12 protein-coding genes are annotated in these 15,661 nt (G+C 42.8%); all 12 read right to left on the reverse strand.

All coding sequences use genetic code 11. From position 1 onward, the window contains the following. Nucleotides 1-290: 290 nt before the first annotated feature. Nucleotides 291-1,838 carry a bifunctional phosphoribosylaminoimidazolecarboxamide formyltransferase/IMP cyclohydrolase gene (purH, locus tag ACVPON_RS09450; RefSeq protein ID WP_462878377.1) on the reverse strand — a complete coding sequence of 516 codons (1,548 nt, stop codon included), beginning with the start codon at nt 1,836-1,838 and terminating at the stop codon, nt 291-293. A 173-nt stretch (nt 1,839-2,011) separates the two neighbouring features. Next, a complete protein-coding gene (locus ACVPON_RS09455; protein ID WP_462878378.1) occupies nt 2,012-2,461 on the reverse strand; it encodes a GNAT family N-acetyltransferase in 450 nt (149 codons plus the stop codon). 63 nt (nt 2,462-2,524) lie between these two features. Beyond that, nucleotides 2,525-3,073, reverse strand: coding sequence for a phosphoribosylglycinamide formyltransferase (gene purN, locus ACVPON_RS09460; protein WP_462878379.1), 549 nt, complete (start codon nt 3,071-3,073; stop codon nt 2,525-2,527). Next, nucleotides 3,070-4,089, reverse strand: coding sequence for a phosphoribosylformylglycinamidine cyclo-ligase (gene purM / locus ACVPON_RS09465; protein WP_462878380.1), 1,020 nt, complete (start codon nt 4,087-4,089; stop codon nt 3,070-3,072). Before purM ends, purN begins: the two co-directional genes overlap by 4 nt. A gap of 213 nt (nt 4,090-4,302) precedes the next feature. Further along, nucleotides 4,303-5,757 carry an amidophosphoribosyltransferase gene (gene purF, locus ACVPON_RS09470; protein ID WP_462878381.1) on the reverse strand — a complete coding sequence of 485 codons (1,455 nt, stop codon included), beginning with the start codon at nt 5,755-5,757 and terminating at the stop codon, nt 4,303-4,305. Between the two features lie 89 nt (nt 5,758-5,846). Continuing rightward, nucleotides 5,847-9,569 (reverse strand): phosphoribosylformylglycinamidine synthase, encoded by a 3,723-nt coding sequence (locus ACVPON_RS09475; RefSeq protein WP_462878382.1) that lies wholly within the window; start codon nt 9,567-9,569, stop codon nt 5,847-5,849. A gap of 1 nt (nt 9,570) precedes the next feature. Next, nucleotides 9,571-10,278: a phosphoribosylaminoimidazolesuccinocarboxamide synthase gene (gene purC / locus ACVPON_RS09480; RefSeq protein WP_462878383.1), complete on the reverse strand. Its 708-nt coding sequence runs from the start codon at nt 10,276-10,278 to the stop codon at nt 9,571-9,573. Between the two features lie 287 nt (nt 10,279-10,565). Continuing rightward, nucleotides 10,566-10,817, reverse strand: coding sequence for a phosphopantetheine-binding protein (locus ACVPON_RS09485; RefSeq protein WP_462878384.1), 252 nt, complete (start codon nt 10,815-10,817; stop codon nt 10,566-10,568). Then, nucleotides 10,810-11,817: a phosphate acyltransferase PlsX gene (gene plsX, locus ACVPON_RS09490; RefSeq protein WP_462878385.1), complete on the reverse strand. Its 1,008-nt coding sequence runs from the start codon at nt 11,815-11,817 to the stop codon at nt 10,810-10,812. Before plsX ends, ACVPON_RS09485 begins: the two co-directional genes overlap by 8 nt. Continuing rightward, nucleotides 11,814-12,593, reverse strand: a complete 780-nt coding sequence (gene recO / locus ACVPON_RS09495; protein WP_462878386.1) for a DNA repair protein RecO — start codon at nt 12,591-12,593, stop codon at nt 11,814-11,816. The genes plsX and recO overlap by 4 nt, the downstream gene beginning before the upstream one ends. Beyond that, nucleotides 12,580-13,758 (reverse strand): pyridoxal phosphate-dependent aminotransferase, encoded by a 1,179-nt coding sequence (locus ACVPON_RS09500; protein WP_462878387.1) that lies wholly within the window; start codon nt 13,756-13,758, stop codon nt 12,580-12,582. Before ACVPON_RS09500 ends, recO begins: the two co-directional genes overlap by 14 nt. 760 nt (nt 13,759-14,518) lie before the next feature. Beyond that, entirely contained in the window at nt 14,519-15,487 is a 969-nt protein-coding gene (locus ACVPON_RS09505) for a ribose-phosphate diphosphokinase (RefSeq protein ID WP_462878388.1), read from the reverse strand. Nucleotides 15,488-15,661: the final 174 nt, after the last annotated feature.

The following is a 15,661-nucleotide window of genomic DNA, read 5'->3' on the forward strand; positions in this document are numbered from 1 at the left end:
TATGGGACTTTTTTTCTATACTCAAAAAGGCTCCATAATCTCTACAGTGGATTTACCCACTACAGAAATTATAGAGCCCAAAAAAAGCCAGGTAGGTACCCTAGCTCCTCTGCTATTTTACTCTTAGTACTTGCTCTCCTAATTAGAAAATAGGGCTTGCAACAGATGGAAAGTTGGAAATCAAGAAAAGTCTTTCTCCAACCTCCCAAGCCATAAAGAGCCACAGATGTTTCGGCTTTCGCCAATTACAGCTGTGACTACTTTTCGGTATAAACAAAATAACGATAAAATCAATGTCTGAAATGTCTCACACCTGTAAAGACCATGGTGAGACCATATTTATCTGCCATGTCAATGGATTCTTGGTCGCGGACAGAGCCACCAGGTTGAATAATAGCCTTGATACCTGCAGCAGCAATTTCTTCAACATTATCTGCAAATGGGAAGAAAGCATCGCTTGCAAGAACCGCTCCCTCCAACCGATCCTTTGCCTGCTCAATAGCAATTTTAACAGAAGCCACACGGTTGGTTTGACCTGGTCCAACTCCTAGGGTCATATGGTCATTTGCAATCAAGATTCCATTTGATTTGACGTACTTAATCGCCTTCCAAGCAAACTCAAGTGCGATGACCTCCTGTTCATTTGGTTGGCGCTTCGTCACCACTTGCCAGTCTGCTGGATCTTCCTTGATCACATCTTGGTTTTGCACCAGCATTCCACCAACCACACCTGTGTATTCTGCTTCTGCTTCGCTTGCCTCCTGTGCATCAAATGGCAATTCTAGAATCCGTAGGTTCTTCTTTTTATTGGTCAAAATAGCTAGTGCTTCTGCCGAGTAGCTCGGTGCAATGATGATTTCTAGGAAAATAGGGTGCATTTTCTCAGCCGTTGCTACATCAACCTCACGGTTTAGGACGACAATCCCTCCAAAAATGGAAACGGGATCAGCAGCATAAGCATAATCCCAGGCTGTTTCAATATCATCTGCCTGCCCAATCCCGCATGGATTCATATGTTTCAAGGCAACAACTGTTGGACGCTCCTTAAAATCACGAACAATCCGAATCGCCGCATCAGCATCACGAATATTATTAAAGGAAAGCTCCTTACCATTCAGTTGCTTCGCTGAGGCAATCGAATAGGCTGTTGGAATGGCTGTTTGATAAAAATCCGCATCCTGCTGTGGATTTTCCCCGTAGCGCATGGTCTGATGCAGATCATAAGTTAGGGTCAACTTCTCTGGCTTGGTTTCTCCCACTTGGTCTGTAAAGTAGGCTGCAATAAGAGCATCGTAAGCAGCCGTATGGCGGAAGACCTTAGCTGCTAGACGCTTACGTGTAGCATAAGTGGTCTCCCCACCTGCCTTAAGCTCATCAACCACTACTGCATAGTCTGCTGGATCTACTACAACTGTTACGCTCGCATGGTTCTTTGCTGCCGAACGGAGCATAGACGGACCACCGATATCGATATTTTCTACCGCCAAATCATAGGTAACATCTGGACGAAGAATCGTCTCCTTAAAAGGATAAAGATTTACAACAACCAAATCAATCAAGTCAATCGCATGGTCATGTGCCGCTGCTAAATGGCTATCTAGGTCACGACGAGCCAATAGCCCTCCGTGAATCTTAGGGTGCAGGGTCTTGACCCGTCCGTCCATCATCTCAGGAAAGCCTGTCACGTCATCAATCGCAATGGTCTCAACCCCTGCAAGATCAAGAGCAGTCTTCGTACCACCTGTTGAGATAATCTCCCAACCAAGGGCTTTCAATTCTTGGGCAAACTCTACAATGCCCGCCTTATCAGATACGCTGATTAGTGCGCGTTTTGTCATGATTTCTCCTTATATTTCTGGTTTACAACCATTTCTTCTTCACTGATACTGACTAAATATCTAGTCTTCCTCTTCCTAAAAATGACTGAAATAGCAAAGTCAGACAAGTATTTCTTGGAACTAATAGTCTACTCCACATATTGGAAAGCTCAAAAGTCAGAGGATTTCCAATTTCATGAAACACCAAGCAGTCGCCGGGTAAATATTTCTCGGTCATCTTGACCAAACATGGTAAATCCTAGCGATTGTAGTAAGTTCCACATTTTCTGATTCCCCTTAACAACATCTGCCCGAATCACACGATAGTTTCCGAGAGCTTCCGCTTGATTTATGAAGGCTAAGACAGCAGATTTTCCATAGCCATTTCCCTGCTGATGTTCATCGATCATCAAACGCCAAATCGTGTAGCAAGATTCTTCTTCATCTACATCAATCAAGGCAAAACCGACTACTTCATCTGCAATATAGATAGCATAGGGAAACACATCTCCATTTTCCCGATAAAGCCAACAATCCGCAAGTGAGCGAAGATTAGAAGCTACAAACTGCTTATCTTTGTCTGCCACAGTCAAATCGATAACCTGCGTGAAATTTTCTTCATCAACCAATCTTAATGTAAGCATTTGGTGTCTCCTATTTTCTGTATGGAATTCATCCACCCGATAAACCTGCGATACCGATTGAATTTACAAACGAGTGAGCAAATCTCTTATGACTTCCGGATAGAGCTGGTACTCCGCTTCATGGATTCGAGCTTCAAACGTTTCGAGAGTGTCCTCTAGTAAGCGAGGTACACGAACCTGCTTGATAATCTGACCAGTATCAATACCTGAATCCACCCAATGAACTGTCACACCACTTTGAGAAACACCTGCCTCCCACGCATCTTCAATCCCATGAGCTCCTGGAAATTCAGGCAAATAGGCTGGATGAATATTGATGATTCGACCTTCATAAGCAGAGAGTAAGGTTGGACTGACGATTTTCATATAGCCTGCTAGAACCACGAGATCAACCGCATGCCTCTCTAACAGCTCCACAATTCCAGCTTCATAGGCTGCCTTATTGTCAAATTCTTTGAGTTCAAAGGCGTAGGTCGTCACACCTAGATTTTTAGCTCGCTCCAGTACATAGGCCTCTCGATGGTCCGAAAAGACAAATTCAACAGGAAATTGATCAGCTATCACTTGAAAATTAGACCCATTTCCTGAGGCAAAAACGGCTATCTTCTTCATTTGAATACCACGCTTTGACCTGTTTTTTCAATCATACGACCAATTTCATAGACTTCTTCGTCTAAAAGTTCCTTGATGCGTTCCACATCTTCTGCTGCGACTGCTAGAACCATGCCAAGTCCCATATTGAAAATTTCAAACATTTCAGCATGAGGAATCTCCCCATATTTCTCCAATGCTTTGAAAATGGGCAAGACTGGTATCTGGTCTTCATCAATCTCGGCAGCCAATTCAGAACCAAACATTCGCGGAATATTTTCAATGAAGCCCCCACCGGTGATATGGGCAATTCCATGTACCAACTTTTCCTTGATGAGGGGAAGTAAGGCTTTGACATAGATACGTGTTGGTTCAAGTAACACCTCCTTGAGGGGCTGACCACCTAATTCAGGTAGGACTTCATCTCCTGTATACTCTGCAAAGACACGGCGGACAAGAGAGTACCCATTCGAATGAATCCCACTCGAAGCAAGCCCCAGTAGAACATCGCCAGCCTGAACCTTTGAGCCGTCAATAATCTGAGATTTCTCTGCGATACCAACTGCAAAACCTGCCAAATCATAGTCATCTTCACCATACATACCAGGCATTTCCGCAGTCTCACCACCAATCAGAGCAGCCCCAGCCTGAACACAGCCCTCTGCTACCCCAGCAACAACTTGCTCCAGTTTTTCTGGAACATTCTTACCAGTCGCTACATAGTCAAGAAAGTAGAGAGGTTCTGCACCTGCTGCAACGATATCATTGACACACATGGCTACGCAATCCTGACCAATCGTATCATGCTTATCGTATTTAATAGCCAACATCAACTTGGTTCCAACACCATCTGTACCTGAAATCAAGACAGGCTCTTTTATACCAGTAGTTGTAAGGTCAAACATTCCACCAAAACCACCGAGAGCTCCCATCACACCCAGGCGTTCGGTGCGTGCCACATGTTTTTTGATCCGTTCAACAACTTCATAGCCCGCCTCCACATCAACACCTGATTGAGCATAAGCATTTTTTGTCATAATCTTTTTCCTTTTCTTTTACTTATCAAAAACGATGTTTAAAATTGCAGATGTTATCTGAAAAACCAATCCAGCCTCTCACTTGTCGTTACCGATCAGCCATGACCATCTGCAATTTTTCTACCATCATTTCCACCTTTGATATTGACAAGCCTAGCAATAGCGTCCATATACTGTCAACACTCTGCTTCTATTGCTTGTGACGTCGCAAAGCTATTTAACATGATCAATATGAAAGCTAATTTTCTCTTCCAAACTCTTCAAATAAGCTTCTTCATAATCATAAAGTGGTGTTGGGTATTTCCCATCAAAGTAAGCGACGCATAAGCCACCATTTGGAGCATCAGTATCTAGCCCAATCGAATCAATCAACCCTTCTAAGGATAGATAGGTCAAACTATCTGCCCCGATAATCTCGCACACTTCATCTGCTGTATGATTGGCTGAAATCAATTCCCGACGGGTTTGAATGTCAATGCCATAAAAACATGGGTATTTCAACTCTGGGCTACCAATTGCCACATGAACCTCTGCTGCTCCTGCTTCTTTCAAAAGCTGAACAATACGACGCGAAGTGGTTCCACGGACGATGGAATCATCAATCATAACCACGCGCTTGCCCTTGACCACACTCGAAACAGCTGATAGTTTCATCCGAACTCCTTGCTCACGGAGTTCTTGAGTAGGTTGGATAAAGGTCCGTTGGGTATATTGGTTTTTTACCAACCCCATTTCATTAGGGAGACCAGACTCTTCCGCAAAGCCCATCGCAGCTGATAACGAGGAATTAGGAACTCCGACAACAATATCTGCCTGATGCTTAAATTCTCTAGCCAAACGCCGTCCCATATTCTTACGTGCTGTATGAACATTGATTCCTGCAATATCAGAGTCAGGACGGGCAAAATAAACATACTCCATAGAGCAGATAGCCAGCTGGGTATCCTCTGTATAGGTATCATACTGAATCCCATCATCATCAATGATAATGACTTCACCTGGTTTGACATCTCTGACCCACTCTGCCCCCACTACTTCAAAGGCGCAGGTTTCTGACGAAACAACCCAAGCTCCATTTTTCATCCGTCCGATAGACAAGGGACGAAAACCGTTCGGATCTAAAGCAGCAATTAACTTATCCTCTGTTAACAGCAGATAGGCAAAGCCCCCCTTAACGGTATTTAAAGCTTCCTTAATTTTCCCCATAAAACTAGGATTATGGCTCCGGCGGATGAGGTGCATTAAAATTTCCGTATCCGAGGAGGCGTTGAAAATAGCACCTTGTCTTTCTAATTCCTTTCGGAGAGAAATGGCATTTGTCAAGTTTCCATTGTGGGCCAATCCAAATTCGCCATCATGAAATTTATAGAGAAAGGGCTGGATATTCCGAATATCTGCCGCTCCTGCTGTCGCATAACGAACGTGCCCAATCGCTGCCTGACCTGTTAACTTATTCAAATCCTCTGGATTTTTAAAGACTTCTGACAACAAGCCCTTCTCACGGTGACCCTCTAGGCTCCCATTCGCATTTGAAACAATCCCAGCTCCCTCCTGACCACGGTGCTGTAAACTATGTAAACCAAAATAAGTTACCTGAGCTGCTTGAGGGTGTCCCCAGATCCCAAAAACTCCACATTCTTCATTGAGTGATTTTACTTCGTAAGTCATTCTTGTCCTTCTTGCTTATTTTTATATCTTGGTAGAAAGGAGAGATAGTATCTGGAAAGCGATCATTATCTCAGCCTAACGACTCTCTATTATTCTTTAAAAAAGTTTACCGCTGAACTAAATAATTGCTGGTCCTTATTTCCCGGGATATTTTGAAACAGTCCTGCTTCATAGCGTTCAGAATGCCCCATTTTTCCAATAATTTGCCCGTTCTTGCTTGTGATCCCCTCAATCGCATACAAGGAGCCATTTGGATTGTAGCGGCTATCCATGCTAGCTTGTCCCTCAAAATCCACATACTGGCTAAAAATTTGCCCATTGTCACGAAGCTCTGCAAATTCTGCCTCTGTCACGACAAACTTTCCTTCCCCATGCGATACTGGAATGGTGTGAATATCACCAACTTCCACCCCAAGAAGCCAAGGAGAATTTGTATTTGCAATACGAGTTTCGACCATTTTTGCCACATGTTGGTTGGCATCATTGTAAAAGAGGGTCGGACTCGTCTCACCTGCTGCTTCAAAATTTCCATAAGGCAAGAGCCCTGATTTAACAAGGGCTTGGAAGCCATTACAAATCCCAATAATGAGACCTCCACGCGCGATAAAATCATCAATCGCTGCCTTGATCTTCTCATTGAGCAAGATATTGACGATGAACTTGGCAGAACCATCTGGCTCATCTGCAGCTGAAAATCCACCTGCAAAAAAGAGAATCTGCGCTTGGTGAATAGAAAGAACCATACGTTCAACAGACTGGGCAAGGCTAGCTTCATCCAAGGTCACAAATGGCTCAAGATGTACCTTGGCACCTGCCTGTTCAAATGCCTTAGCCGAATCATATTCAGAGTTGGTTCCTGGAAAGACCGGGATATAGACCAGTGGTTGAGTAACCTTTTCCTTGCTCTCTTTGATAAAGTCTGTCTTGACCGGTGCAACTTCTGCCATACGACTCTCCTGTTCAAAAACAGTCGGGTAAATTCCCTCAAAGGTTCCTTCAAAACTTGCCTGCAAATCTGCAATAGGTAAATCTACACCATTGACGATAAGGTGCGCTTCTTTGATGGTCTGTCCGATAGCCAAAAGCCCTTCAATCTCATCTGGACTGGTAAAGACAAAGCCTCCTAATTGACCTTGTAAGCTCGTCTCTAACTGGTCAAGCTCTAGGCTTGCCCCAATCTGATTACCGAAAGTCATCAATGATAGCGCCTCTACCACCCCGCCATACTTGACTGCTGCTGCTGCTGTAATCTTGTATTTATCTTGGATTTCTGTAAAGCGACTGAAATTTTCCTTGATTGTCATAAAGTCAATTTCCGCAGAAATCATGGAACCTGGAATGTAGTAAAGATATTCACCAGCTGCCTTAAATTCTGGCGATAGGATACGACCTACAGTTGAAGTTGTCACCCCAAAAGCTACCAAGGTCGGAGGAACAGTCAATTCCTCAAAAGTTCCAGACATCGAATCCTTACCACCGATAGACGGAAGCCCTAATTGAATCTGAGCTTCAATAGAACCAAGGAGGGCTGCCACAGGTTTTCCAAAACGCGTTGCCTCCTTATCCATCCGTTCAAAGTATTCCTGATACGAAAAGCGAGCCTTTTCCCAGTTACTGCCAGTTGCCACTAAGCGACTGGTTGCCTCAATCACAGCATAGGCTGCTCCATGGTAGGGAGACCATTCTGCAATCAAAGGATTGTAACCTTGCGCCATGACAGAGACCGTCTCTGTCACCCCATGCTCTACTGGCAATTTCTGAACGGAACTTTCTGGCGGTGTGAGTTGATAACGTCCACCTAGCGGATGATTGACCGTTGAACGACCGACCGAGCTATCAAAAATCGTCTGCAAGCCTTTTTGACTAGCATGATTCAAGTCCGCCAAGAGAGCCTGTACATCCTCTTTTAATGTCTCTGGTGAAGTCTGACCTTGTTCTGGTAAAGCCTGCCTACTATCAGTCACTTTTGCATCCACCACAACACGTACACCATTGGTATCAAGAAATGAACGTTCAATATCGACAATCTTTTGCCCTCTCCAAGTCATAACAAGATTTGGTGTTTCAGTCACTCTTGCTACAGGAACAGCTAAGATATTTTCCTTAGCTGCTAAGGCACAAAAGGTCTCCACATCTTTAGGAGAGACAACCACAGCCATTCGCTCTTGGCTTTCTGAAATAGCAATTTCTGTCCCATTCAAACCTTGATATTTAAGTGGCACCTTGTCTAGGTCAATTTCAAGACCATCTGCCAATTCACCAATAGCAACACAGACACCGCCTGCCCCAAAGTCATTGGACTTCTTAATCAAGCGAGTTACCGTTTTATCACGAAAAAGTCGTTGGATTTTCCGCTCTTCAATCGCGTTTCCTTTTTGAACTTCCGCACCAGCAGTCTCAACAGATGCAGCAGTCTGAACCTTAGATGACCCCGTCGCTCCACCTACACCATCACGGCCTGTTTTCCCACCGAGCAGAATAATCACATCTCCTGCAACTGGCTTTTCACGGATGACATTTTCCTTTGGAGCAGCTCCAACGACCGCACCTAATTCCATGCGTTTAGCCACAAATCCTGGGTGGAAGTATTCCCGGACATAAGTCGTTGCAAGACCAATTTGATTTCCATAAGAAGAATAGCCATGCGCAGCCGTCTTAGAGATGACTTGCTGGGGTAGTTTTCCTGAACGAGTCTCAGACAAGGGTTGGGTAATATCACCAGCTCCAGAAATCCGCATAGCCTGATAGACATAAGAACGCCCTGAAAGCGGGTCACGAATAGCCCCTCCAATACAAGTTGCTGCTCCACCGAAGGGTTCGATTTCTGTTGGATGATTGTGGGTTTCATTTTTAAACATCAAAAGCCAAGGCTCTTTGACACCATCTACATCTACAGCAATTTCTACTGAACAGGCATTGATCTCATCTGAAACCTCAAGGTCATCTAAACGCCCATTAGCCCGCTCATATCGTCCGAAAATCGTCGCCATATCCATGAGTGTCTGTGGCTTATCCGCGCGTCCCAATTCCCTTCTCATTGATAGATACTTCTCATAGGTCGCCTGTAACTGTTCTTGAAAACTTGATTCTGAAAAATCAATCTGGCGTAATTCTGTCTCAAAAGTTGTATGACGACAATGGTCTGACCAGTACGTATCCAAAACTTTCAGCTCTGTTTCTGTCGGACAGCGACCAATAGAAGCAAAATAATCTTGAATAAAGAGCAAATCTGCTACTTCCATAGCAAGTCCTTGCTCCTTTTTATACTGGGCAAAATCCGCCTCAGTATAATCCTTGAAAAAATCAAGCACAGGAATCATCGTATCAGAACTCGAAAAGGCAGGTTCTTCCAAGCCCTTCGTCACATCCTTGAAACGAGAATCCACAGGATTGAGCAAGTAGGCTTGAATAGCCACAAAATCCTCATCACTCACATCTGCATTTAAAAGGTAGAGCTGGGCTGTCTTCACTGTCACACCGCTATTAGCTCCCAAGAGAAAGAGGGCTTCTTGACTGCTTGCTGCTCGTTGGTCAAATTGACCAGGAAGTGCCTCAATAGCAAAGAAGCGGCTACTTGCAAGACCATCTGCTACCTCACTGTCAGCCAAGAGGGTATCCGTCACCTTCTCTGAAAAAATCCGCTCCTCAGCCAGGGCTAATAAGGCTTCATCCAAGCCAAAGACATCATAGACCTGTATCAAGCGCAAACTGGTCAAACTTGTAACCCTCAATCGTTCCTGCAATTCACGCAGTAAACTCTCTGATTTAATCTGAAAACTTGCTTTTTTCTCAACAAAAATTCGTTTGTTCATCTTAGTCCAACTCCTGTAATTTTTCCCATACAATTTGATAGACATCTGTCATCTCTCCAAGACCACGACGAAAGACATCCTTATCCATATGATGGCCATCAGCATCCCAAAGTCTGCAGTTATCTGGTGAAAATTCATCTGCCAAGATTATCTTCCCGTCCTTATCCTTACCAAATTCCAACTTAAAATCAATCAAGGTCAAATCAATGTCAGCAAACCAAGCACTTAGCAAGCGATTGATGCTTCTTGTTTCTTCCTGAATATAGGCGATTTCTTCTGCCGTTGCTAAGCCTAAAAAGGCGATATGTTCATCATTGATAAAAGGATCATCCAACTCATCTTTTTTGTAGTAAAATTCCACAATTGGCTGCTCTAGACGAATCCCTTCTGCTACACCAAAGCGTTTCGAAAAGGAACCTGCCGTATAGTTCCGCAACACTACTTCAAGCGGAATAATCGTAACCTTTTTGTTCAATTGCTCTGTATCTGACAATTTTTCGACAAAGTGGGTTGCAATACCTGCTCGGTTTAATCTTTCAAAAATCAAAGCCGAAATCTGATTATTCAGCCGTCCCTTGCCGATTACTTCTTCCTTTTTCAGACCATTAAAGGCTGTCGCCTGGTCCTTATAGCAGGAGATAATCAATTCATCATTCTCTGTTGAATAAATATCCTTAGCTTTTCCCGAATATAACAATGATTGCTTCATAATATCGTTCGCCTTTGCTTTTGTTTTTTAATGTTTCGCTATATTTTAGCATATAATATTCGTTTATTCAAGTCAATGTCGATGATATAGGCGTATAAAAGAAAAAACCTAGGTCAAAAGACGAACGTTTTCCTGATTTTATCTATTGTATGAAAACTATGGTATTTTAGTTTATATAGACTACTTTTCTAAATGAGTGAGAAAACGCAATTAAAGGCAGTTGAAATAAGAATCAACTACCTTTTTTAGCATCTACTCTTGTGGATTTTTGCCTATCGTCTCCTTTTCTAGAATTCTGATGAACCCTTATATTGCTCAATATAATCGACAATGTCTGCCAATGTTTCAAACTCTTCAATCGCTTCATCTGAAATCATAATATGAAATTCATCTTCCAAGGTCAAAACAAGCTCCATGATTTCGACAGAATCCTCTGCTAGTTCTTCCTGAACCACCAATTCCGGACGAATGAGCAAGTCTTCTCCCTTTTCCTCGATGAGAATTTCTTCAATCCGCTGATAGATCTCTTCCTTAGTCATGCCTTTCCCCCTCATGTGAAAAATGTTCAACCGACTTCTCAACAATAGCTGCCTCTAGCATCGTCCGAATCTGGCAAATTGTGTGATAAATCGCTACTGCATCACTTGAACCATGTGCCTTAATGACAGGAGCTTTTAAGCCCAAAAGCACTGCTCCGCCTGCTTTTTTATAGTCAAGCGCTCCAAGAGCAGATTTTAGGGCTGGCTTTAGGAGAAGACCACCAATTTTAGCCAACAAACCGGCATGTTTAATCGTCGAAGTTAGCTGGCTAAGGATACTTTTTGCCGTTCCTTCAATGGTTTTGAGCACTGCATTTCCCGTAAAGCCATCCGTCACGACCACATCTGCAACACCATTTAATAGCTCACGCGCTTCGATATTCCCGATAAAATGAATCGATTTATCTCCTAAAAGCAAGTCATAGGCTTCCTTATGAACAGGGGTGCCTTTTGATTCTTCTGCTCCATTGTTCAATAAGGCGACGCGTGGACGGGAAATTCCGCGGACATATTGAGCATAAAAAGATCCCAAAATGGCATACTGATGCAAATGATGAGCCGTATTTTCTGCATTGGCTCCCAAATCCATCATGTCAAAACCTTGACCATCCATTGTGGGTAAGGTTGACAACAAGCCTGGACGATCGATTTGCTTTAAACGCCCGACGACAAAGACACCTGCAGCAAGAAGTGCCCCTGTATTTCCAGCCGACAAGATAGCATCCGCCTCCCCTGCCTTAACCGCCTTAGTCGCAAGCACCATCGAAGAATTTTTCTTGCGACGAATAGCCTTGACAGGTTCATCGTTTGATTCAATCTTCTCTTCTGTATGAATAATGGAGACACGATCCATCTCAGTCAAAAGAGGCTTGATTTTTGCCTCATCTCCATACAATTGAATTTCAATATCAGAAAAGGCTGCCAGTGCCTGATTGACACCTTCTATAATTGCCTGTGGAGCGTGATCTCCCCCCATTGCATCAACAGCTATACGTTTCATTTTGATTCCTCATTTTCTGTTTGTTTCATTAACTGCCCCCAAGAAGACAGATTATCAATAAATTTCTTTGCTTTCAGATGAATACCGACATACTCATCGTAGAGTTGGTCAATAAAAATCCGTAACTTACCTTTCATCTCATCCCTAATTGAAATCCGCTCCAATTCCTCAAAGGAAATCGCCTGAAACTGATCAATCAAATAGAGCACATTGGGATCAAGATGCATCCGCCTCTCATCTTCATGATAGTGTTGTGGACATAGTACCCCTGCATACTTATAAGAATAATCAAAAGGCAATCCCACCCGATGACAAAAGGCACATTCATGCACATTCAACAGTACTCCAAATCGCCCCAGCAACTGTACTTCAAAAATATTGGTCAAAATCTCATAATCCAATCCCGCTTCCATCAGCTCCAAGGTCTTGACCAAGAAAGTAAACAAGGCTGGATCCTGTATCTTGTCCTGGACGCAGGCATCCGTCAGGGCAAGAACATAAGTTGCATAACTCAAACAAAAAATATCTTGATTCAGCTGTCGAAAGGGCTGAATCTGATGAAAATCCTCGATATAGCTCAGACCATCATCATTGATTTTGATAATAAAATCTGCATAGGTTAAGGGCTGAATTGCAGCAGTCAATTTTGATTGAGCAGCATGTTTCACGAAAAACATTCGTTTCCCAGCCTGCTCGGTAAAAATTTTGACCAATTTATCCGCTTCACGAAAGTCTCGATTATAGAGAACGATGCCACTTGTTTCAATCCGTTCCATAGTCTGCCATAAATTCTTTCAATCGCACCATCGCCTGTTCAATCGTCTCCATGCTAGCTGCATAAGAAATCCGAATATAGCCCTCTCCATACTGACCAAAGGCAGCACCAGGGATAAAGGCAACAGCTTTTTTACGAGCAAATTCCTCTAAAAAATGGAAGGAATCTTGAGGATAACCATCTGGAATCTTAGCAAAGATATAAAATGCTCCATCTGGCTTGATGATTTTAAAACCCAGTGCCGTCATCTTCTCGATTAGATAATCCCTGCGTTTAACATATTCTTGACGCATGGGAAGAGCATCATCTTTTCCCTTCTGTAGAGCCTCTAAAGCACCGTACTGCATGGGCGTTGCTGCTGCTGTTACCAAGTACTGATGGCTTTTGATCACTTGACTGATCACCTCCGCACAAGACAGGATAAAGCCAATCCGCCAACCTGTCATGGCGTGCGATTTAGATAACCCTTGAATCAAAATCGTCTGTTCTGGTAAAAACTCTGCAATGGATACATGGGGCTCACCTGTATAGGTCAACTCTGCATATACCTCATCTGATAAGACAAAAATAGGATATTTCTTCAAAACCTCTGCAAACGCTTGGATTTGCTTGCGAGAATAGGTCACTCCTGTCGGATTCGCAGGATAATTCAAAATGACTGCCTTGAGTTTGGTTCCCTGTTCAATAATCGCTTGTTCCAACATCTCAGGTGTCAAGACAAAGCCAGTTTCTGTTGTATCAATCTCCACAATATCTGCCCCTACCATATTGACGATGGGCTCATAGCCCGGATAGGCAGGCGCTGGCAACAAGACTGTATCTCCCGGCTCCAAAATCGCTACCAAGCTAGCAGACAAGGCCTCGGTCGCACCGATTGTAACCAAAATTTCATTTGCAGGATTGTAGGATACATGGTACTTTTCAGCGACAAATGCTGCGACTGCTTGTCGCAGTTCAAGTAATCCTGCCATGCCTGTATAATGGCTCTGATTTGCATCAATCGCCACTTTTGCTGCTTCTTTCACATGATCTGGTGTTGTAAAATCAGGTTCTCCCAAGGTTAACTTTAAAATACCCGGAATATCTGAAATCGCTTGATCAAACTGCCGAATCATTGACACTTCAATCCGATGCAAATTCCGATTAAAACGATGATGTAACTTCATCTATCCCCTCTCTATTTACTCATACACTTATAGTCTTCCAGTACAACGAACCGACTTCCAATAATGAACTTGGACGTTAGAAATGAAGAAATAAACTTTTCTCGATCGTTACCGTCATAAAAAAGACAAAAATATTTCGGTTTTCGCCTATTACAGCTCCCCTTAGATAGAGACTGAATGACTATAAAATAGATTGCTATAACACATTATACCACTATTTTCAGTTAAGAAAAAGTTTACAACATAAAGAATGGAGCGAAAAAGAACCCCACAAATCAAAAAATAAGACAGCTGCCTGTCAATGGCTACTGTCTCAAAAATAAGTTGTATACTCATTTAGTTTAACTTTTATTACTTCGACGATTGTGGAAACTTCGTTTCCTTATTTCCAACTTCCAATCATCTGCTAGATGAATTGTGGAAACTCCGTTTCTCTATTTCCAACTTCCAATCATCTGCTAGATGAATTGTGGAAACTCCGTTTCTCTATTTCCAACTTCCAATCATCTACTAGATGATTGGAACCCGCTTTGCCGTACTCTACGATTGTTACTGACTATCGTCAGTATGATTTCCAACCTTCAATAGTCATTAGACTGTTGAAGCAGCCTGCAGCTCCTTGCCTAGTACTAAAAGGAAACGAAACAACTATATTAGATGCGTTAATAGACTAAAAGAGTTCGTCAACAATTCCTCATTTTTAGTTATTGATATACCCTCTAAAGAAGTAGAACTGGCTCAAACCCTAACCCCACGTTTCTTATTTGTCCTTAACTGTCTCAAACAAAGGAGACAATGGGCGTTTTTCATGAATCCGAATGATTGCTTCAGCCAATAGGTCTGCTGTCGAAATATGCTCAATCTTATCGATTAAACGCTCCTCAGGAATTTCAATTGTATCCAGTACGACCAATTTCTTAATTGCAGAATTTTGGATGTTTTCCATGGCAGGTCCGGACAAGACAGGGTGGGTACATGAAGCATACACTTCTACTGCGCCAGCCTCCGCTAAAGCATCAGCTGCATGGCAAATTGTTCCTGCCGTATCAATCATATCATCAATTAAGATACAAGTCTTGCCTTCGATATTTCCGATAATATTCATCACTTCAGATGTATTCATCTTATCGACACTGCGACGTTTGTCAATAATCGCAATCGGCGTCTTTAAGAATTGTGCCAACTTACGTGCACGCGTAACACCACCATGGTCAGGAGATACCACCACATACCCATCTCCAACCATCCCACGACGCTCGAAGTAGTCTGCAATCAGAGGTGCCCCCATCAAGTGATCCACTGGAATATCAAAAAAACCTTGAATCTGTGCTGCATGCAAATCAATTGTCAATAATCGATCAACACCTGCAATCTCTAACATATTTGCAACCAATTTAGAGGTAATTGGTTCGCGCGCACGTGCTTTACGATCCTGACGTGCATAACCATAATAAGGAATAACGACATTTACTGACTCTGCAGATGCCCGCTTCAAGGCATCTACCATAATTAAAATCTCCATTAAATGATCATTCACTGGAGAACTAGTTGATTGAAGAATATATACATGTCTCCCGCGAATAGACTCTTCAATATTGACTTGAATTTCACCATCTGAAAATTGACGAACAGTAGACTTCCCTAAAGAAATCCCCATTTTCTTTGCAACCTTAGTCGCTAACTTTTGATTGGAACTAAGGGCAAATAACTTTATGTCAGAAAACGCCATGACAGCCTCCTATCTATTTTTACCCTACTATTTTAACCCTTTTTAAAATAATTTTCAAACAAAAATCAAATCAAGCAAGGCAATCAACGAAAAGCTGGCTCTATAATTTCTGTAGTGGGTAAATCCACTGTAGAGATTATGGAGCCTTTTTGAGTATAGAAAAAAAGTCCCATA

Source organism: Streptococcus sp. 1F3, assembly GCF_054968985.1.

Bases quoted from the DNA above. Each gene is read 5' to 3' on its own strand.
- purN (WP_462878379.1), bottom strand. From the start codon at position 3,073: ATGAAGAAGATAGCCGTTTTTGCCTCAGGAAATGGGTCTAATTTTCAA.
- plsX (WP_462878385.1), bottom strand. From the start codon at position 11,817: ATGAAACGTATAGCTGTTGATGCAATGGGGGGAGATCACGCTCCACAG.
- purC (WP_462878383.1), bottom strand. From the start codon at position 10,278: ATGAAGCAATCATTGTTATATTCGGGAAAAGCTAAGGATATTTATTCA.
- ACVPON_RS09505 (WP_462878388.1), bottom strand. From the start codon at position 15,487: ATGGCGTTTTCTGACATAAAGTTATTTGCCCTTAGTTCCAATCAAAAG.
- purM (WP_462878380.1), bottom strand. From the start codon at position 4,089: ATGACAAAAAATGCTTATGCTCAATCAGGTGTTGATGTGGAGGCGGGC.
- recO (WP_462878386.1), bottom strand. From the start codon at position 12,593: ATGGAACGGATTGAAACAAGTGGCATCGTTCTCTATAATCGAGACTTT.
- ACVPON_RS09485 (WP_462878384.1), bottom strand. From the start codon at position 10,817: ATGACTAAGGAAGAGATCTATCAGCGGATTGAAGAAATTCTCATCGAG.
- purF (WP_462878381.1), bottom strand. From the start codon at position 5,757: ATGACTTACGAAGTAAAATCACTCAATGAAGAATGTGGAGTTTTTGGG.
- purH (WP_462878377.1), bottom strand. From the start codon at position 1,838: ATGACAAAACGCGCACTAATCAGCGTATCTGATAAGGCGGGCATTGTA.
- ACVPON_RS09455 (WP_462878378.1), bottom strand. From the start codon at position 2,461: ATGCTTACATTAAGATTGGTTGATGAAGAAAATTTCACGCAGGTTATC.
- ACVPON_RS09475 (WP_462878382.1), bottom strand. From the start codon at position 9,569: ATGAACAAACGAATTTTTGTTGAGAAAAAAGCAAGTTTTCAGATTAAA.
- ACVPON_RS09500 (WP_462878387.1), bottom strand. From the start codon at position 13,758: ATGAAGTTACATCATCGTTTTAATCGGAATTTGCATCGGATTGAAGTG.